Annotated in this window: 14 protein-coding genes; 5 read left to right on the top strand and 9 right to left on the bottom strand. The window is 61.4% G+C overall.

Annotated features, from left to right (window positions below):
• The first annotated feature begins 78 nt into the window (after nt 1-78).
• Both ACKUG4_RS11700 and ACKUG4_RS11695 read left to right on the top strand, forming a co-directional pair.
• Nucleotides 79-495, top strand: a complete 417-nt coding sequence (locus ACKUG4_RS11700) for a c-type cytochrome (RefSeq protein ID WP_039765242.1) — start codon at nt 79-81, stop codon at nt 493-495.
• A 136-nt stretch (nt 496-631) separates the two neighbouring features.
• Nucleotides 632-2554, top strand: a complete 1923-nt coding sequence (locus ACKUG4_RS11695; RefSeq protein ID WP_445434049.1) for an acetyl-CoA hydrolase/transferase C-terminal domain-containing protein — start codon at nt 632-634, stop codon at nt 2552-2554.
• Nucleotides 2555-2685: 131 nt separating this feature from the next.
• On the opposite strand, the gene ACKUG4_RS11690 is transcribed toward ACKUG4_RS11695, so the two are convergent.
• Together ACKUG4_RS11690 and rep are read right to left on the bottom strand one after the other, a co-directional pair.
• Nucleotides 2686-3258, bottom strand: coding sequence for a xanthine phosphoribosyltransferase (locus ACKUG4_RS11690; RefSeq protein ID WP_003229440.1), 573 nt, complete (start codon nt 3256-3258; stop codon nt 2686-2688).
• A 57-nt stretch (nt 3259-3315) separates the two neighbouring features.
• Entirely contained in the window at nt 3316-5325 is a 2010-nt protein-coding gene (gene rep, locus ACKUG4_RS11685) for a DNA helicase Rep (RefSeq protein WP_039765244.1), read from the bottom strand.
• Between the two features lie 264 nt (nt 5326-5589).
• Here rep and ACKUG4_RS11680 point away from each other — a divergent pair, with 264 nt between their 5' ends.
• Nucleotides 5590-7260 carry a putative bifunctional diguanylate cyclase/phosphodiesterase gene (locus ACKUG4_RS11680; RefSeq protein WP_064600376.1) on the top strand — a complete coding sequence of 557 codons (1671 nt, stop codon included), beginning with the start codon at nt 5590-5592 and terminating at the stop codon, nt 7258-7260.
• A 42-nt stretch (nt 7261-7302) separates the two neighbouring features.
• Here the strand turns inward: ACKUG4_RS11680 and ACKUG4_RS11675 are convergent, their stop codons facing one another.
• On the bottom strand, nt 7303-8697 hold the full coding sequence (locus ACKUG4_RS11675; RefSeq protein ID WP_064600374.1) for a NorM family multidrug efflux MATE transporter: 1395 nt from the start codon (nt 8695-8697) through the stop codon (nt 7303-7305).
• A 158-nt stretch (nt 8698-8855) separates the two neighbouring features.
• Here ACKUG4_RS11675 and ACKUG4_RS11670 point away from each other — a divergent pair, with 158 nt between their 5' ends.
• Together ACKUG4_RS11670 and ACKUG4_RS11665 are read left to right on the top strand one after the other, a co-directional pair.
• Nucleotides 8856-9776 carry a LysR substrate-binding domain-containing protein gene (locus tag ACKUG4_RS11670; protein WP_085612068.1) on the top strand — a complete coding sequence of 307 codons (921 nt, stop codon included), beginning with the start codon at nt 8856-8858 and terminating at the stop codon, nt 9774-9776.
• Between the two features lie 180 nt (nt 9777-9956).
• A complete protein-coding gene (locus ACKUG4_RS11665) occupies nt 9957-11933 on the top strand; it encodes a methyl-accepting chemotaxis protein (protein WP_445434048.1) in 1977 nt (658 codons plus the stop codon).
• 14 nt (nt 11934-11947) lie between these two features.
• Here ACKUG4_RS11665 and ACKUG4_RS11660 read toward each other — a convergent pair whose 3' ends face one another.
• The 6 genes from ACKUG4_RS11660 to ACKUG4_RS11635 all read right to left on the bottom strand — a co-directional run bounded on the left by ACKUG4_RS11660 (nt 11948) and on the right by ACKUG4_RS11635 (nt 18130).
• The gene (locus tag ACKUG4_RS11660; protein WP_064600367.1) at nt 11948-12661 is read right to left on the bottom strand and encodes a phosphocholine cytidylyltransferase family protein; all 714 of its coding nucleotides are present in this window, start codon (nt 12659-12661) and stop codon (nt 11948-11950) included.
• 19 nt (nt 12662-12680) lie between these two features.
• The gene (locus ACKUG4_RS11655) at nt 12681-13277 is read right to left on the bottom strand and encodes a gamma-glutamyl-gamma-aminobutyrate hydrolase family protein (protein ID WP_064600365.1); all 597 of its coding nucleotides are present in this window, start codon (nt 13275-13277) and stop codon (nt 12681-12683) included.
• Complete coding sequence (locus ACKUG4_RS11650; RefSeq protein WP_064600363.1) at nt 13274-15589, bottom strand: PEP-utilizing enzyme; 2316 nt, start codon at nt 15587-15589, stop codon at nt 13274-13276. The genes ACKUG4_RS11655 and ACKUG4_RS11650 overlap by 4 nt, the downstream gene beginning before the upstream one ends.
• A 6-nt stretch (nt 15590-15595) precedes the next feature.
• Nucleotides 15596-16345, bottom strand: a complete 750-nt coding sequence (locus ACKUG4_RS11645; protein WP_236187564.1) for a class I SAM-dependent methyltransferase — start codon at nt 16343-16345, stop codon at nt 15596-15598.
• Entirely contained in the window at nt 16342-16890 is a 549-nt protein-coding gene (locus ACKUG4_RS11640) for an adenylyl-sulfate kinase (RefSeq protein WP_064600359.1), read from the bottom strand. The genes ACKUG4_RS11645 and ACKUG4_RS11640 overlap by 4 nt, the downstream gene beginning before the upstream one ends.
• 73 nt (nt 16891-16963) lie before the next feature.
• Nucleotides 16964-18130 (bottom strand): hypothetical protein, encoded by a 1167-nt coding sequence (locus tag ACKUG4_RS11635; RefSeq protein WP_085647041.1) that lies wholly within the window; start codon nt 18128-18130, stop codon nt 16964-16966.
• Nucleotides 18131-18265: the final 135 nt, after the last annotated feature.

Here is an 18265-nt window from a genome sequence, read left to right as displayed (position 1 = left end):
GCTATACTTGCGCCCGCCTGCGAACCGTGGCCGCAGGCGTGAATAGCCACCATTGAGGGTGAACGCGTGAACCTAATTATGAAAATGCTGGCTGCACCAGCAACCGTACTGGCCCTCTGGGCTGTCAGCGCTCAAGCTGCGACGAATGACGACATTGCCAAACGCCTCGAGCCGGTCGGCCAGGTGTGTGTTCAAGGGCAAGAGTGCAAGGGGATGGAAGTCGCTGCTTCGGCAGGCGGCGGTGGCGGCGCCAAGACGCCGGACGAAGTGATTGCCAAACATTGCAACGCTTGCCACGGCTCCGGCCTGCTGGGCGCACCGAAAATCGGTGACACCGCGGCCTGGAAAGAGCGCGCCGATCACCAGGGCGGCCTCGACGGCATCCTGGCCAAGGCCATCACCGGCATCAACTCGATGCCGCCAAAAGGCACCTGCGCCGACTGCTCCGATGAAGAGCTCAAGGGCGCGATCCAGAAGATGTCCGGCCTGAAATAAGCCGCGCTTCTGACGAAAAAAACCGTCTCCGGACGGTTTTTTTGTGCCCGCGATTCAGGCTTGAGGCTGTTCTTTGCAGCAAACAACCGGCAATCTCGGTCGTACCTCTATTCACGGAACGGGCAGGAGGCTTCAGATGGTGCAGTTGTGTTCGATCGAACAGGCGGTGGACGACGTGCTGGCGCGGTTGCCGGCGCACATCCACATGGGCCTGCCGCTGGGGCTGGGCAAACCCAATCCCTTCGTCAACGCGCTGTACCGGCGGGTTGCCGGGTTGCCCGAACGTCAGCTGACGATCTACACCGCCTTGTGCCTTGGCCGTCCGACCCTGGGCGATGGTTTGCAGAAGCGCTTCATCGAACCCTTCGTCGAGCGGGTGTTCGGCGATTACCCGGAGCTGGAATTCCTCGCCGACCTGCACCGCGACAGCCTGCCGTCCAACATCCGCATCGAGCAATTCTTCATGCAGCCCGGCAGCCTGCTCAACAGCGCGCCGGCCCAGCAGGATTACGTCAGCAGCAACTACAGCCACGCCGCCCGCGACATCAACGCCGCCGGCCTGAACCTAGTGGCGCAGTTGCTCGCCAGCAGCAGCGAACATCCGGATCGCCTGAGCCTCAGTTGCAACCCGGACATCACCCTCGACCTGTTCCCGATGATCGCCAAACGCCGGGCGGCGGGGGAGACCATTCTGCTGGTCGGCCAGGTGCACACCGAGTTGCCGTACATGCCGGGCGACGCCGAAGTCGACATCGATACCTTCGACCTGCTGATCGACGAGAAGGACAGCAGCACGCTGTTTTCCACACCGAACATGCCTGTCGGCTTTCAGGATCATTTCATCGGTTTGCACGCCAGCACCTTGGTGCGCGATGGCGGCACCTTGCAGATCGGTATCGGCTCGATGGGCGATGCGCTGACCGCAGCGTTGCTGGCGCGTCAGGCCGACAACGCCGGATATCAGGACTTGCTGACCGATGTGAACCTCAGCCAGTGGGCGCAGTTGATCGAACGCGAGGGCGGCATCGAGCCCTTCGCCAAAGGCCTGTACGGTTGCAGCGAAATGTTCGTCAACGGCCTGCTGGTGCTGGCCGAAGCCGGGATCATCCGGCGCAAGGTTTACCCGGATGTACAGACTCAGGAGCAGGCCAACGCCGGGACCCTCGACGAGGCGGCGCAAACCGACGGCATCTCGATCCACGGCGGATTCTTCCTCGGGCCGCGCAGTTTCTATGAACGCTTGCGTGAGTTGCCGCTGAGCAAACGCCTTGAATTCAACATGACCCGCATCAGCTACATCAACGAGCTGTACGGTCAGGAAGAGCTCAAGCGTCTGCAGCGTCTGGACGCGCGGTTCATCAACACCGTGTTCACCATGACTTTGCTGGGTGCCGGGGTGGCGGACCAGCTGGAAGACGGGCGGGTGCTCAGCGGCGTCGGCGGGCAATACAACTTCGTCGCTCAGGGCCATGCGCTGCACGATGCGCGCTCGATCCTGCTGCTGCGCAGCTGGCGCGAATCCGGCGGCGATGTCAGTTCGAACATTGTCTGGGAGTACGGCCACTGCACGATTCCGCGACACCTGCGTGACATCGTAATCACCGAGTACGGTATCGCCGATTTGCGCGGCAAGTCGGATGCGGTGGTGATCGAAGCGCTGCTCAATATCAGCGATTCACGCTTCCAGCAGGGCCTGATCGAACAGGCACAGAAGGTCGGCAAGCTACCGAAGGATTTCCTTCTCGACCCGCGCTTTACCGACAATACCCCGCAACGCTTGCAGGCGATTGCCGCACGGCATCCGAACCTGTTTCCGGAGTATCCGCTGGGCTGCGATTTCACGGAGGTCGAAAAGGATCTGTTGCGGGCGCTGAACTGGCTCAAGAGCAAATTCAAGCTGACGGAGATTCTGGAGTTGGGCAAGGCCGCGCTGGATGCGCCGCAGGCTTCGCTGTATTCGGAGCATCTGGCGCGCATGCAGCTCACCGATCCGGAAGGACTGAAGGAAGACCTGTTTCAGCGGTTGCTCCTCACCGGCCTCAAAGCTACCGCGCAATAATGTTCACCGTAAAACCAACTGTGGGAGCGGGCTTGCTCGCGAAGACGCCGTGTCAGTCGACCTATACTTTGACTGACACAACGCCTTCGCGAGCAAGCCCGCTCCCACAGGGATAATGCGATGAAGCCGGGTTACTCGATGAAGGTAACCACGCCATCCTTCAGTGATTTCACGCGAGCCAGCGACTCGACGCGGTAACCCTGCGAATCCAGCTCCGCACGGCCGCCCTGGAACGACTTCTCGATCACGATGCCCAGGCCAGCGACGGTGGCGCCGGCCTGCTTGATGATCGAGATCAGCGCCTGGGACGCCTTACCGTTGGCCAGGAAGTCGTCGATGATCAGCACACGGTCGCTGCTGGTCAGGTGGCGCGGGGAGATGGCCACTGTGCTTTCGGTTTTCTTGGTGAACGAGTAAACGGTCGCCGACAGCAGGTTTTCAGTCAGGGTCAGGGACTGTTGCTTGCGGGCGAAGATCACCGGCACGCCGAGGTTCAGACCGGTCATGATCGCCGGCGCGATGCCCGAGGCTTCGATGGTGACAATCTTGGTGATGCCCGAATCCTTGAACAGCGTGGCGAATTCGTCGCCGATCAGCTTCATCAGGGCCGGGTCGATCTGGTGGTTCAGGAAGGCGTCGACCTTCAGGACCTGGTCGGAAAGCACAATGCCTTGTTCGCGGATTTTCTGGTGCAATGCTTCCATGAAGCTGTCCTCATTTGGCGCTTTGTGCGCCGAAGGTCTAGTAAAAAGTGGTCAATTCTAGCGCTTTAACATCGCGCGTATATCAGCCAGTGCGCTGTTGCCCCGCACGGCTTTGACTTCGGTCGGTGTGTCGTCGTTGCCTTCCCAGGCCAGGTCGTCCGGCGGCAGTTCATCGAGGAAGCGGCTTGGCGCGCAGTCGATGATCTCGCCGTACTGTTTGCGCTTGGCGGCGAAGGTAAACGCGAGGGTCTGGCGCGCGCGGGTAATGCCCACGTAGGCCAGGCGGCGTTCTTCTTCGATGGTGTCGGCTTCGATGCTGGAACGGTGCGGGAGGATTTCCTCTTCCATGCCCATGATGAACACGTAGGGGAATTCCAGGCCCTTGGACGCATGCAGGGTCATCATCTGCACGCCTTCGGCGCCGTCTTCCTCTTCCTGCTGACGTTCCAGCATGTCACGCAGGACGAGTTTGCCGATGGCGTCCTCGACGGTCATTTCGCCGTCTTCGTCTTTTTCCAGGGTGTTCTTCAAGGCTTCGATCAGGAACCAGACGTTGCTCATCCGGTAGTCCGCGGCCTTGTCGCTGGAACTGTTGGTGCGCAGCCAGTTCTCGTAGTCGATGTCCATGACCATGCTGCGCAGGGCGGAGATCGGGTCTTCGCCGGCGCACTGCTCGCGCACCTTGTCCATGAAACGCTTGAAGCGCGACAGGCGGTCGGTGAAGCGGCTGTCCAGATGTTCGCCCAGGCCGAGTTCGTCGGTGGCGGCGTACATCGAGATCTTGCGTTCGGTGGCGTAGTTGCCGAGTTTTTCCAAAGTCGTGGAGCCGATTTCCCGGCGCGGCACGTTGATCACCCGCAGGAAGGCGTTGTCGTCGTCCGGGTTCACGATCAGGCGGAAGTAGGCCATCAGGTCTTTCACTTCCTGACGACCGAAGAAACTGTTGCCGCCGCTCAGACGGTACGGCACCTGATGGTGCTGCAGTTTCAGCTCGATCAGCTTGGCCTGGTAGTTGCCGCGATAGAGGATCGCGAAATCGCTGTACGGGCGGTCGGTGCGCAAGTGCAGGCTGAGGATTTCCATGGCCACGCGTTCGGCTTCGGCGTCCTCGTTGCGGCAGCGGATCACGCGGATCTCGTCGCCGTGGCCCATCTCACTCCACAGCTGCTTCTCGAATTCGTGCGGGTTGTTCGAGATCAGCACGTTGGCGCAGCGCAGGATGCGGCTGGTGGAGCGGTAGTTCTGCTCGAGCATCACCACTTTCAGGGACGGGTAGTCGTCCTTGAGCAGCATCAGGTTTTCCGGCCGCGCGCCGCGCCAGGCGTAGATCGACTGGTCGTCGTCGCCCACCACGGTGAACTGGTTGCGTTTGCCGATGAGCATTTTCACCAGCAGGTACTGGCTGGCGTTGGTGTCCTGGTATTCGTCGACCAGCAGGTAACGCACCTTGTTCTGCCACTTTTCGAGGATGTCGGCGTGCTCTTCGAAGAGTTTCACCGGCAGCAGGATCAGGTCGTCGAAGTCCACCGCGTTGAACGCCTTGAGCGTGCGCTGGTAGTGGGTGTAGACGATGGCGGCGGTCTGTTCCTTGGGGTTGCGGGCGTTTTCCAGGGCCTGGGCCGGCAGGATCAGGTCGTTTTTCCAGGCGCCGATCATATTCTTGATCTCGTCGACGCCGTCGTCGCCTGCATATTCCTTCTGCATGATGTCGGTCATCAGCGACTTGACGTCGGTTTCGTCGAAGATCGAGAAACCGGGTTTGTAGCCCAGCCGTTCATGTTCCTTGCGGATGATATTCAGGCCCAGGTTGTGGAAGGTGCAGACCGTCAGCCCGCGTCCTTCACCTGGACGCAGCAGGGTGCCGACCCGCTCTTTCATCTCGCGCGCGGCCTTGTTGGTGAAGGTCATGGCGACGATGTACTGGGCGCGGATGCCGCAGTTCTGGATCAAGTGCGCGATCTTGCGCGTGATCACACTGGTCTTGCCGGAGCCAGCACCGGCGAGCACCAATAGAGGGCCGCCGACGTAGTTCACGGCTTCTTGCTGCCGGGGATTGAGTCGGGACATACGAAAATTCGGGAGTCGTTGACGAAATGGGCCGGCATTTTAACAGGCTCAGCGATTTGTGCTGCTCTCTCCGACTTGTGACGCAGCACGCGATTCAAATTTGCCGGTTTTGTTACTTTCACGCAGGATGCGCGGTGATTTTGCGGCTAATGTTCTCATTCGTGACACAAAATAACGTTTTGATAACCGTTGTCGTTTGGTCATTGGTTGCCGCAACGGCATAATGCCCGCCGCCCACATCATTGCAGAGTCTAGGGAGTCAGCTTGACTACGCCTGTCGAACCCTTGCGTTTGCTGCTACTGGCCGAAGAGCCAGCGTGGACAGCGTTATTGCGCGAGTGTCTGGCTCCGTTGGGGAGTGCGGCGGTGCTGATCAGCGCGCCGAGCTGGGAGTCGGTCAGCAGCCTGTTCGAAGACAACCGCCACGCGGTGTTGTTGACCGTTCCCGCGTTGCAGCCGGCGCCCGGCCGTTGCAGCCTGCCGACGGTCTTGCTGTTGGAACACGAGCCGGCGACCGCGCCCGATGGTGTCAGCGACTGGCTGGTGTTCGATGCCCTCGATCCCGGCATGCTTCGACGTTGCCTGCGGCATGTGCGCGAACGTGGCGTGCTGGAAAACACCCTGCAACGCCTGGCCGAGCAGGATCCGCTGACCGGCATCGCCAACCGTCAGGGCTTCCAGACCCTGCTGACGGCGCGCCTCGCCGAAAACGACGGCCGCGGCCTGGCCCTTGGGCACCTCGATCTCGACAACTTCCGTCACGCCAACGATGCCCTTGGCCACCAGGCCGGCGATCGCCTGATCCTGCAAGTCGTCGCACGGCTGAAAAGTCAGCTGGAAGTCGGCGATCAACTGGCGCGCCTCGGCAGCGATGAATTCGCCTTGCTGATCGATACCCGCCGCGCCCCGCAACGGGCCGAATGGATGGCCGAACGCATCACCGAAGCCCTGGCTGAACCTTACTGGGTCGATGGAGAAAGCCTGTTGATTGGCTCCAGCCTCGGCATCGCCCACGCCCGCGCCCAAGGCGGCGCCGATCCGCTGATGTGGCACGCACACATCGCCATGCAGCAGGCCAAGAGCACTCAGGGCTGCACCTTTCACATCTTCAACGAACGAATCAACCGCAACGCGCGAAGCATGGCCGACCTCGAAAGCGAGCTGCGCCGGGCCTTGCGTCGTGACGAGCTGGAGCTGCATTACCAGCCGCGCCTGAACCTGCAGGACGGCCAGATCGTCGGCCTCGAAGCGCTGGTGCGCTGGCGTCACAGTGAGCGCGGCCTGCTGCCGCCGAGCGAATTCGTGCCGCTGGCCGAGCAGAGCGGTCTGATCGTGCCGCTGGGTTACTGGGTGATTTCCCGGGCCCTGCGCGACATGCAGGCGTTGCGCGAACGCGGATTGCCGGCGCTGCATATGGCGATCAACCTGTCGTTCCGCCAGTTTCAGGACAGCCAGTTGCTGCCGACGCTCAGCCGTCTGATCGCCGAGCGCGGAGTAGAAGCGCAGTGGCTGGAATTCGAACTCACCGAAACCGCCGTGATGCGCCGCAGCGATCTGGTCAAGCAGACCATGGACGCCCTCGGTCGCCTCGGCGTGCGATTTTCGCTGGATGATTTCGGCACCGGGTTCTCATCGTTCGTGCACCTCAACAGCCTGCCGATCACCTTGCTGAAGATCGACAAGAGCTTCGTCGGCGGCATGGAGCAGCGCGAAGAGAACCGCAAACTGGTGCACGCCATGATCAACCTCGCGCACAACCTGCACCTGGAAGTGGTGGCCGAAGGGGTGGAAACCCGGGAGCAACTGGATCTGTTGCGCGGGTTCGGCTGTGATCAGGTGCAGGGTTACCTGATCAGCAAGCCGCTGCCGTTGGCGGAACTGGTTGAATATCTGGTGGTTGACGCCAGCCAGCCGCCGCTGGGTATCGTGGTTTAGCCTCAAACCCCTGTGGGAGCGAACTCGCTCCCACAGGGAGACTCATTCGGCCTGAGCGATTTTGAAGCCTTGAGATTGCGGCTCAAGTCGAATCATTCGCTTCATCTTCCATTCGAACGCCAGCGTCAAGCTCACCGCCGCACAGGCCAGCCCCAGCGCCAGACCCCACCAGACGCCGGTCGGCCCCCAGTGCAGATGAAACGCCATCAGCCACGCCGCCGGCGCGCCGATCAGCCAGTAGCAAACAAGCCCGACCAGGAATGTGGTCTTGGCATCCTTGAGCCCGCGGATGCAGCCCATGGCAATCGTCTGCGTGCCGTCGAACAGCTCGAACCAGGCCGCCACGGCCAGCAGGCTGACGGCCAGACGAATCACTTCGGCAAACGCCGGGTCGTTATGGTCGAGGAACAAACCGACCAACTGATTCGGCAGCAACCAGAACACCATCGCAAACCCCAGCATCACCACTGCACCGAAGACGATGCCGACCCGCCCGGACATCCGCGCATCGTTCAATTGCCCGGCGCCGTAATGCTGGCCGACGCGCATGGTGATCGCATACGACATCCCCGCAGGAACCATGAATGCCACCGAGACGATTTGCAGGGCGATCTGATGCGCCGCCAGTTGCGTGCTGCCCATGGTGCCCATGCACAGCGCCGCGAAGGCGAACAGCCCGACTTCCACCGCGTAGGTGCCGCCGATAGGCAGGCCCAGGCGCCAGAGTTCTTTCAGGTACTGCCGGTTCGGCCGCGACAGACCTTCGCGAAGAGGGTAGGCGTCATAGGCCGGATGCCGACGAATGTGCCAGGCCAGTGCCAGCGCCATGCAGTTGGCGACAATTGCCGTGACCAGGCCGATGCCTGTCAGCCCGAGTTTCGGCAGGCCGAACAGGCCGGTGATCAGCGCGTAGTTGAGCAGGAAGTTGGCCACCGTGCCGGCGAGGCTGATGACCATCACCGGCGTTGCCCGGCCGATGGCGCTGGTGAAACCGCGCAGGGCCATGAAGCTCAGGTAGCCGGGCAGGGCGAACGGCAGGGCGATCAGGAATTGCCCGGCGGCATTGACGTTGGTCTCGGTCTGGCCGAACAGCAACAGCACCGGTTTCAGATTCCACAGCAGCAGCCCGGCACCGAGCGCCATCAGCCACGCCAGCCACAGCCCGGCCTGGGTCAGGCGGGCGGCGCCGATGATGTCGCCGGCGCCCTGACGAATCGCCACCAGGGTGCCGACCGCCGCAATCACGCCGATGCAGAAGATCGACACGAACGAATAGCTCGCCGCGCCCAGACCGCCACCGGCCAGCGCTTCGGGACTGAGGCGCGCCATCATCAGGGTGTCGGTCAGCACCATCAGCATGTGCGCCAACTGCGAGGCGATCAACGGCCCCGCCAGCCGCAGGATGGCCCAGAGTTCGGTACGCACAGGACGCTGCATGGCGTTCACATCCTTATAAAAGAGGGAGCAAGAGACCGTCGATTCTCAGGGTTTGGCGCAGGTTGCACAAAGGGATAAAAAGGATGGGTGGCATGATTAAAACTCATCTTGCCGCGATTCTGCTAAGTTGGCGCAATCCCGCCATAGGAGCGCTGTGCATGTCCCGTCGTCTTCCGCCCTTGTATGCCCTGCGCGCATTCGAAGCGGCGGCTCGCCACAGCTCGTTCACCCGGGCTGCCGAAGAGCTGTCGATCACTCAGAGTGCAGTGAGCCGGCACATCCGCACGCTCGAAGAGCATTTCGCCTGCCGCTTGTTCCACCGCAGCGGGCGCAACCTGCAACTGACCGAGTCGGCACGCCTACTGCTGCCGGGCATCCGTGATGGCTTTGCTGCGTTGGAACGGGCCTGCAATACCTTGCGCGCCGAAGATGACATCCTGCGCATGAAAGCCCCGTCGACCCTGACCATGCGCTGGTTGCTGGCGCGGCTCAGTCGCTTTCGGCACTTGCAGCCGGGCAACGAGGTGCAGTTGACCAGCGCGTGGATGGACGTGGACTCGGTGGACTTCAACAACGAGCCCTTCGATTGCGCGGTGTTGCTCAGTGACGGGCATTTCCCGCCGGACTGGGAAGCCAGCCTGCTGTTTCCAGAGGAGCTGATTCCGGTTGGCGCGCCGAACCTGCTCAACGATCAGCCGTGGGACGTGGCGCGGCTGGCCAGCGCCGAGCTGCTGCACCCGACGCCGGATCGCCGGGACTGGCGCAGTTGGCTGGAACACATGGGACTGTCGGAACAGGTGTCGCTCAAGGGCGGGCAGGTGTTCGACACCCTGGAGCTGGGCATGATCGCGGCAGCCAGGGGCTATGGGGTGTCCATGGGCGATCTGCTGATGGTGGCCGAGGATGTCGCGCAAGGGCGCTTGAGTCTGCCCTGGCCGACGGCGGTCGCCAGCGGACTGAATTATTACCTGGTGTGGCCAAAGACCCGTCCGGGAGGTGAACGTTTGCGCCGCCTCAGCGACTTCCTGCAAGGCGAAGTCCGCGCCATGGCGCTGCCGGCGGTCACGCGCTTGAGCTGAATCGTTCGAGCCTGCACAATGCCGGCCTTTCGCCATAACCCTGCTGTTCGCTCAAGTATTCGGTTTTACCGCCGAATACGTGCATGTGGAACCGTCGTGCCGGTCTCCACGATTCACCCCCATTAGAAAATTATCCGAGCTGCGATCAAGGAGGATCGGAAGTTCGGCCAGGAGCTGTCCATGTCTCAACCTCGCGCTCGGATCGCCTCGCAGCTGGGCCTCGCGCTCGCCGTGATACTGGCGATAGTCATCAGCGGCAGTACAGTCTTTGCTTTGCGTTCGCTGGATACCGCCAACCTCGCCACTCGTGAGGAGCACCTCGCCAGTGAAGCGCGTCTGCTCGCCGACCAATTGAGCACCTTCCACGGCACGCTGCGCGAAAGCACCCAGCGCCTGAGCGGGTTGTTCGAGAAGCGCTTCAGCGCCGGCCTGAGCATTCATCCGAGCGAGCCGGTGACCGTGGCCGGCACCCAGACGCCGGGCCTGCACCTGGGCAACGAAGTGTTGAACAACAACTTCAAGGAAGTCGACGAGTTCAAGCAGATGACGGCGGGTGTCGCCACGCTGTTCGTGCGCAGCGGCGAAGACTTCGTGCGGGTCAGCACCTCGCTGACCAAGCAGGACGGCAGCCGCGCCATCGGCACCTTGCTTGATCACGCTCACCCGGCCTATGCAAAGTTGATGGCGGGGCAGGGCTACGTCGGTCGCGCGCTGCTGTTTGATCGTTCCTATATGACCCAATACACCCCGGTGCGTGACAGCAGCGGCAAGGTGATCGCGGTGTTGTTCGTCGGCTTCGATTACACCGACGCGCAGAACGCCCAGTTCGACAACCTCAAGCGCTTCCGCATCGGCCAGACCGGTTCGCTGGCATTGCTGGACGAGAAAAACCAATGGCTGGTGGCCCCGGCGGGCGTGCAGGCGCTGGATCAAGCGATTCCGGTAATCAACGATCTGGCGAAAGCGCCGGGTAAAGGACAGTTCTGGAGCGACAAGTCCGAAGATTTCTACAGCATCGCCGTGCCGTTCGAGGGTGGGCCGTGGTCGGTAGTGGCGAGCATGCCGAAGGCGGAGATTCGCGCGGTGACCTGGAGCGTCGGCACTCAGCTGGCCATCGGCAGTCTGCTGGCGATGCTGCTGGCGGTCGGCTCTGTGGTCTGGTTGCTGCGCAGCAAGCTGGCGCCACTGGGCGATCTGGTCCGTCAGGCCGAAGCCTTGGGCGCGGGTGATCTGAGCGTGCGCCTGAGTGTGTCGAGCAACGACGAGATTGGTCAGTTGGCCCGCGCCTTCAACCAGATGAGCCAGGCCCTGTCGACCATGGTCGAGCATATCCGCCGCGCCTCCGAAGAGGTCAACCGTCGGGCTCAGGCGCTGTCCGGTCTGTCCGGCGGCGCTTATGAAGGCATGGAGCAACAGTCCGGCGAGATCACCAGCATGGCCGGCGCGGTAGAGGAGTTTTCCGCCACGTCGCTGAACATTGCCGACAACATGGGCAACACTCAACGTCTGGCTCAGGAAAACGCGCAGCAGACCCAGATCGGTCGCACGTCGATGGAAGAAGCGTCTTCCTCGCTGGAGCAGATTGCCGGCGCACTGAACACCACCGCGACCGTGATCAACACGCTGGGTCAGCGCTCCCAGGAAATCGGCGGCATCGTCAGCGTGATCACCTCGATTGCCGAACAGACCAACCTGCTGGCACTCAACGCTGCGATCGAAGCCGCCCGTGCCGGTGAACAAGGTCGCGGCTTTGCCGTGGTGGCCGACGAGGTACGCAGCCTGGCCTCGCGTACCCGTCAGGCGACGGATGAAATTTCCAGCATGATTCACAGCATCCAGCAGGAAACCGGCAACGCCATCAGCACCATGGAGCAGGGCAACCTGCTGATGCAGGAAGGCCTGTCGCGAAATGCCAACGTGGCGTCGGCGCTGGCGCGCATTGACGAGCAAAGTCGCTCGGCGGGTGAGCAGTTTGCCGCGATCACCACCGCGACTCAGGAGCAGAGCAGCACCGCGACTTTGCTCAGCAGCAACTTGCAGAGCATCGCGATGGCCAACAGCGAGCAGCGCGAAGTGGTGTCGAACCTGGCCATCACCGCCAAGGAACTGGAAGGCCTGGCAGCCGACCTGCGCCAAGAGGTCGACCGCTTCCGTTGAGGCGCCGTGCCCGCTTACTGGTAAGCGGAGAGGTCTTCGCTGGAGTCGACCTCTCCCCATTCTCCGCTGTAGGCCACGGCCGAGACCGGAACCCGACCCGCATCGATGACACGTTGCAGGGTGTTGGTCATGTGCATCTTGTCGCGTTGTTCCGGGGTCAGTTCGGCTCGTAGCCGAACGACTTCTGCCCAACCCTCAGGGGTGAAGCGCAGCAGCCCCATGTACTGACCCTGAACTTCGTCCACCGATTGCGGCTTGTTGCCGATTTCGGCCAGCGTACCGGCGTCGGTCAGGCGGAACGTTTCGGCATCCAGCAACGGATCGCCGAAACGCTGCGTCCACAATTTCAGCCAATGGGGGTCGTAGGTGACGGCCAGCGATGCTTCGTTGGTCATCAACGACTGAACGGCGTCCGGGCTGTAGAAAATATCGGAATAACTCACGATGCACGGCTGGCCCTGCAGCCAGGATTCGGCGTACGCCAGCGACGACACCATGTTGGTGTCCGCCCAGCGTGGGTTATGGAATTCGATCAGGCCACGCTCGGCCAGCCACTCTCTTTTATAGCCGGTCACTATGGCGATTTCGCTGATGCCCGCCGCGCGCAAGGATTCCAGCTGCCATTCGAGCAGGGCTTTGCCTCGCAGTTCGACCAGGCACTTGGGGCGCTCATCCGTGAGGCTTTTCATGCGACTGCCACGTCCGGCAGCCAGAATAATGGCTTTCACAACACGTCTATCCCGTGGGTTATTGAATGGAGTCAGGTTCGCCGAACAGCTGCCGGATACGTTCAAGGTCGTGGGTGGCAAAATCCGCTTCGCGCTCCGGGTGCCACATCCAGCCTTCCCAAGGCAGTTGAAGGTGGCGGATGGCTTCGATTTCACCGTCTTCGCTGCGCGCCATGACGTCGAAACCCTGCGGGCAACCGGCAAGAGCGAGGCCGTGATAGCTGTTCACCTCGGCGACGATCCGGCCGGACAGCTGATGCCGGGTTCGCACATGACCGGTCACCGGTTTCAACTCGCCGCCAGCCTCGTGCGCCAGCATCTGCATGCCGCGACAAATGCCCAGTACTGGCAACTGACGTTCGCGAGCGTGATCCAGCAACTCGCTCTCGGTACGGTCGCGGGTCGGGCACTGACCGATGTCATTGCCACCCGACAGCACAATGGCGTGTGGCGCGACGGCCGCCAGCCAGTGATCGAGCGGCAAGCCGTTGGGCACGGGTACCGGAATGAAACCGGCTGCCAGAAGGAACCCGATCAGTCGCTGATCCAGCGCATCCCGGGTTTCTCCTCGCTCTGGATAGCTGTCCACCCGTTGACTGACTGCGACCACCTTCATGTCATCATCTCCACCCGCCGGCCCGGGCAATCCAGGTGCAGGAAGTCCGCGGTCGACCAGCGACGGTAAAGCACTTCACCCGCGCCAATGACAGCCGGCAGGCCAAGCTCGCCGGCACGGATTGCCATGTGCGAATTGGCGCCGCCCCACGCCGTGATCAATCCGGCGATCGGGTAGGCGAACAGCCAGTCAAACCCCGGATCCGCGTTGGGAATGCAGACGATCGCCCCGGCGAGTTTGTCCCGGTCGTCGCACAGCACAACCGGTGCGGTCACGCGTTTCTGGGTGATGAAGTTGGGCGCCGTTTCCGGCCACTCGAAGCCCCAGACATCCTCCGGCCGGGTAATCACCGGCGGCAGGGATACCTTGAGCGTCTCGGCGTAACGCGCCTTGCCCTGTTCAATGCTGCGCAGCAGCACTTCCTTGGGCTCCGCTGCCGCCACGTGCAGTTCGGTGAAGGCACGGATGTCGCAATAAGCAAGATCTTCGCGCCCGATACCGTGCTCGGCACCGACTTGGGCAATCAACGCCAGTGCGTCGGACAGGTTGCGGGTGAAGTGAAACTTGGCGAGTTCGCGAAGTTCGATACCGTTCTGCAGGAAGTCCAGCAAACCCACCGGATCCGGCTGCAAGCCATGGGCTTCGAGCAGTTTCACGATCTCGCGCATCTGTGGCAGCGTCAGCGAAAACGGTTGAAGCGGTTCCGGAGCGGCGGGGCGCTGGGTCCAGTCGAAATAGAGTTCCGGGGCTTCATCGTAACGGGGAGACAGGATGTCGTAGGTGCCAGGTCGCAAATGGCCGTAACGCGCGAGGAAGGTCGTCTTGTCGAGCGTTGCCCGGTCGCGCGCCAGCTGCCCGCTGACGGTTGAAACACCGGCCATGAACGCATCGTAGTCGGCTTGCGAGAACACGCCCACGGACACCAGCGACCTGAGCATCTGCACGGCGACGAAACCGGCGCGCGCCAAACCGGCGAACGGCAGGGTGCCATAGCGTTTCGCGTCTTCCAGCAGCCAGTAAATGCGCTCCAGCGGGTCGGCGTCGGAGGCCATCAGCTCTTCACGACGGGCATTGAGCACATCCAGCTTGTTGGCATCGCTGCGCCACAGACCGTCCTTGGGATGGACGATGCGATTGGTCAGCTTGCGCAGGCTGGTGCTGATTGCCTCCAGCTCGTGGGGCTGAAAGCCTGCATCGGCGAGGCGCTCCAGTTGTTGCGAGAGATCGAGGGTGTAGCACGAGAACACGATTTCGAACTCCACCTTGTCGTGGAGTGTCGGTTCGGCCAGCAATCTGTCGATGTAATAGTCGACCAGTCTTCCCGCCAGATCCTCATCGAGGTCCGCCGGAATGAACGAGTTGAACGACAGGCGCACATCGATATAGGGCAGGCCGAAAAAGTGCGGCATCAGCGGAAAGCTGCGCAGGTTGCGGTAGCCGTAGTTGTGCCGCTGGTAAGCCCAGATGGAATCGGTCACCAGATCGCGGTACAGCGAGAGCGCCAAAGGTTTGGGCCGGATTCCGATGATCTCCGCCGGGTTCCAGTCAGGCATCACGCCATAGACCGTGCGCTGGCCGATCAGGAACGGATGCGGTCGCATGCCGCGTGCGACTTTGCGCTGAATGCTGTCCAGGCGGGCCGATTGCTCGGCATCGGTCTCCGGACGGGAAGGCAGGATCAGTGGCCGGGCCTGTAACAGCCAGAGCACTTCGCCTTCGGTTTCACGGGTGACTGCAAACTCGCAGTCGACGGGCTCGCCACCGAACAGTGCCAGCAGCTCTTCGAGCAGGCCAACCACGGGCGCGAGGGCGGCGGGCGCTGCAATCTTGCTCTGGGCAGCCTGTTGCCAGAGCCGCCCGCCCATGCCACCGGTCACCGAGGCCGTGTCGCTGCCTTCCGACCAGTTCACCACGCGATAGGGCGCGCAGGTGTTGGGGTCGTGGGAAAAGGCCACGCCGGAGCGCAGTACGTTCCCCAGCATGGGCTGAATCAGTATTTCGTCCGCCGGAAACGCCTCGCCATAACTGGCGATGACCTGTTCCACCGCCGGGCTCAGCCCTGCATCGTCGACATTCGGGATCGACAGGAAGGCGCCCGCGAAGGACGCCTGGGCACTGTCTTCACGCCCGCAACTGGAACGCACGATCCATGGGGCGGCCGGCAGCCGCTCACCGACCGCCTGGACACAGGCTTGCCGGTTCCGCCGCCAGTCCGCCACGGTGAATGCCAGCAGCGGAGCAATACGGGCCGAGGTCAGCCGTTCTTGCAGGCTGGACAGCGTCCCGGCCTTGGTAGAGAAATGCAGGGCCATCAGGCGTTATCTCAGCTGGGCAACCCAAATGTTCGTCGAGTACGGAATCTGGATCGAAGGCGTCTTCAGGCCTTTGAGGTAGTCGTCGATGGCGCTGATCACTTCATGGAAATTCGCACCGGCCTGACGCTCCAGCGTCGCGTGGGAGCGCCAGGCTTCCAGGCATTCTTCGATGCTTTGCTCGTGAATGACGCGGGCATCCAGGTGCACGACCGGGCCGAACAGTTCGCTGGCGTCGATCACGGCCGTCTGGTCTTCGCGGCGGGTGCCGTAGCCATAACCGGGTACGCGATCCTTGATGATGGCTTCGATCCGGGCCTGGATCGGGTCTTCGAGGTTGCGGTGGTTCCACATGCAGGCGAACCAGCCCCGAGGCTTGAGAATGCGCGCGGTTTCCTTGAGGGCCTGCTGGCGGTCGCAGACGTTGAACGAGCTGCCGAAGGTGACCATGTCGAACGCCTGGGTCGTTTGCCCAGTCGCTTCGCCAGTGCCTTCGTGCCATTTGACATTGGACAGCTCGGCAGTGCGCTTGATGCCGTTGGCGCGCATCGCGTCGTTCGGCTCCACGGCGGTGACGTCCAGACCGCGAGCGGCGAGCATCAGCGTCAGGTGTGCAACACCGGCGCCGACGTCACAGAATTTGTCGCCCTGTTCGGCCCCTGCGATCGAGAGCATGGCATCGATGGCAGCATCGGCGTAGTCAGGGCGCTTCAGGTAAGCGTCGGCCAGGGTGGTGTAATCCCATTCGGTTTTCATGCCGGATTCCTTGTGTGAATTTTATTGAGTAGATCGTCTGCCAGGTCTTGCCTGGAGCGCAGCGGGTCGAATTCGACCAGCCAGTCCGCTGCCTGCGGTTCATCCACAGGCAAGTCGAGACCGGCAACGTTGTGCAGTTCACCGGCATGAAACCGGCGGTAGATGCCCTTGGGATCCCGGCGACCGAGTTCCTCTACTGGTACTTTGAGGTAAACCTCGAAATAGCCAGGCAGGTGGGCACGGTTCCACGCATGAACTTCACGAAACAGCGAAATCGTTGCGATCACCACGGTGTGGCCTTGTGCGGCGATCATTCTGCAGAGGTGGGCGTATTGCATGGCCAACGCGAGTCGCCCTTCGCGGCCATGGTTCTGCGAGCTGGCTGCGGTGGCGCCGAACACCTCGCGCAGCTCGTCGCCGTCGAGCATCACGACCGATTCCCCGCGGTTGCGCAGACGGGTAACGAGATCACCGGCCAGCGTTGACTTTCCGGCGCCTGAAAGGCCCGTAATCCAGATTACCTGTGCGTGAGGGTTACATTTCATAGCGTTCTGACCAGTGTCCGGTTTGGATACCTGGCGTGATGAAGCCGTGGCCGGTTCAACACGCAATGCAAGTTCAATCACGCTCTTTAATGTTGCCAAAAGAGTCGATGGTTAGTTGGCAGAACATCGAGTCGTGCCTGTTTTCAATCAAGTCGTGAAACACATCCTGCGGTAATGGCAAGTTGCTGTATTGACGCTCATAGAACTTTTTGTAAATGAAGTAGCAGTCTTCAGGGGACATCAGGCTGAAACCGAGTGCCAGCTCTTTGAGTTCTTCGCCGTTTTTGGCGATGGGCAGCAAGTTGTTCATTTGCTGCAGCCAGACGTCGACGGTCGGGTTGGACTCGTCGGTCGTCGGAACGTAATAGATCGGCAGCTTGCACGTGTTGAGCATGAACGAGACACCGCCGGTCGAGGCATCGGTGATGATGGTGTCGCACTGTTGATAGAAAACCGTGCTGCTGGTGCCTGTCGTGTCGATGGTGATCCATTCATACGCCGAGAGCTGGTTGCACAGGTCCTTCAGGGTTGGATGCTGAAGGTCGGCCATGTACGGACGCAGGATGAACCGGGCGTGAGGGATCTGTGATTTGACCGCGTTGATCACGGTTTGCAGGTTCTCGTACAGGGAGGCGCCGCTTGGGCAGATTCCCAGTTGGGTCGGCAGCAGTCCGACAACGAAATCATCCGACGCCTTGTTTGACCCGGGAGCGGATTCAAAGAATTTCGGAACCTTGATGGGCAGAGTCGCGACCGGACTGGTCTTGCGCAGGTCGGAGCGCAAGGCTATGCCATCGGCAATCAGCGATTTCAGGGCCTTTCTGTCGGGTCTGTAGCGTTGCAGGCCCGATCTGATCAGATCAAAACCCGATCGGGACGAAGAAATGACCACATCCCAATAGGACGTCAGTTCGGCGTAGTAATACTTGTCTTTGGTCGGCATTCCCACATTGCCGTGGGTCAGGAAAATACCGAAGTTCGAATCGTCGAGCAGTCGGCCAATCCAGGCATCGTTTGAAATGACGACTTGCGAGGCCAGGTTCGCGATGACTTCGACTTCAACCTGCTCAACCGGATAGTCAAGGATCTCTTCTGCCTCCTGCCTGCTCAGGCCGGTCTTGTCGGTCTGCAGCACGATGCAGTTGTAGGCGTGGCGCAGGGCATTGAGCGCCGGGATCAGGTATTCGAGGTAGGTTTTTCCGCCACGGGTGACATTGCTGATCAAATAGACGTTTTTCATTAATGACTTGTACTTTTAAAATTTGCCGTGGCAAAAAAGTTGGATCAGCTGGATTGCGCGTAGACAACTGATTGATATTGTCTTGACGCGTTCGCCATTGAAAATCTGTCATCGACAGTTGTTTTAAGTCTGCCG

Origin of the sequence: Candidatus Pseudomonas auctus, assembly GCF_048654275.1 — a bacterium.
Taxonomy (GTDB): Bacteria; Pseudomonadota; Gammaproteobacteria; order Pseudomonadales; family Pseudomonadaceae; genus Aquipseudomonas; species Aquipseudomonas pharyngis.
Note: the sequence above shows the minus strand (reverse complement) of the source record. Positions and strands in the feature narration are given on the sequence as shown.

Coding starts and splice junctions, on each gene's coding strand:
- ACKUG4_RS11675 (WP_064600374.1), bottom strand. CDS start 8,697: ATGCAGCGTCCTGTGCGTACCGAACTCTGGGCCATCCTGCGGCTGGCG.
- ACKUG4_RS11670 (WP_085612068.1), top strand. CDS start 8,856: ATGTCCCGTCGTCTTCCGCCCTTGTATGCCCTGCGCGCATTCGAAGCG.
- ACKUG4_RS11695 (WP_445434049.1), top strand. CDS start 632: ATGGTGCAGTTGTGTTCGATCGAACAGGCGGTGGACGACGTGCTGGCG.
- ACKUG4_RS11650 (WP_064600363.1), bottom strand. CDS start 15,589: ATGGCCCTGCATTTCTCTACCAAGGCCGGGACGCTGTCCAGCCTGCAA.
- ACKUG4_RS11645 (WP_236187564.1), bottom strand. CDS start 16,345: ATGAAAACCGAATGGGATTACACCACCCTGGCCGACGCTTACCTGAAG.
- ACKUG4_RS11665 (WP_445434048.1), top strand. CDS start 9,957: ATGTCTCAACCTCGCGCTCGGATCGCCTCGCAGCTGGGCCTCGCGCTC.
- ACKUG4_RS11690 (WP_003229440.1), bottom strand. CDS start 3,258: ATGGAAGCATTGCACCAGAAAATCCGCGAACAAGGCATTGTGCTTTCC.
- ACKUG4_RS11655 (WP_064600365.1), bottom strand. CDS start 13,277: ATGAAGGTGGTCGCAGTCAGTCAACGGGTGGACAGCTATCCAGAGCGA.
- ACKUG4_RS11700 (WP_039765242.1), top strand. CDS start 79: ATGAAAATGCTGGCTGCACCAGCAACCGTACTGGCCCTCTGGGCTGTC.
- ACKUG4_RS11635 (WP_085647041.1), bottom strand. CDS start 18,130: ATGAAAAACGTCTATTTGATCAGCAATGTCACCCGTGGCGGAAAAACC.
- rep (WP_039765244.1), bottom strand. CDS start 5,325: ATGTCCCGACTCAATCCCCGGCAGCAAGAAGCCGTGAACTACGTCGGC.
- ACKUG4_RS11640 (WP_064600359.1), bottom strand. CDS start 16,890: ATGAAATGTAACCCTCACGCACAGGTAATCTGGATTACGGGCCTTTCA.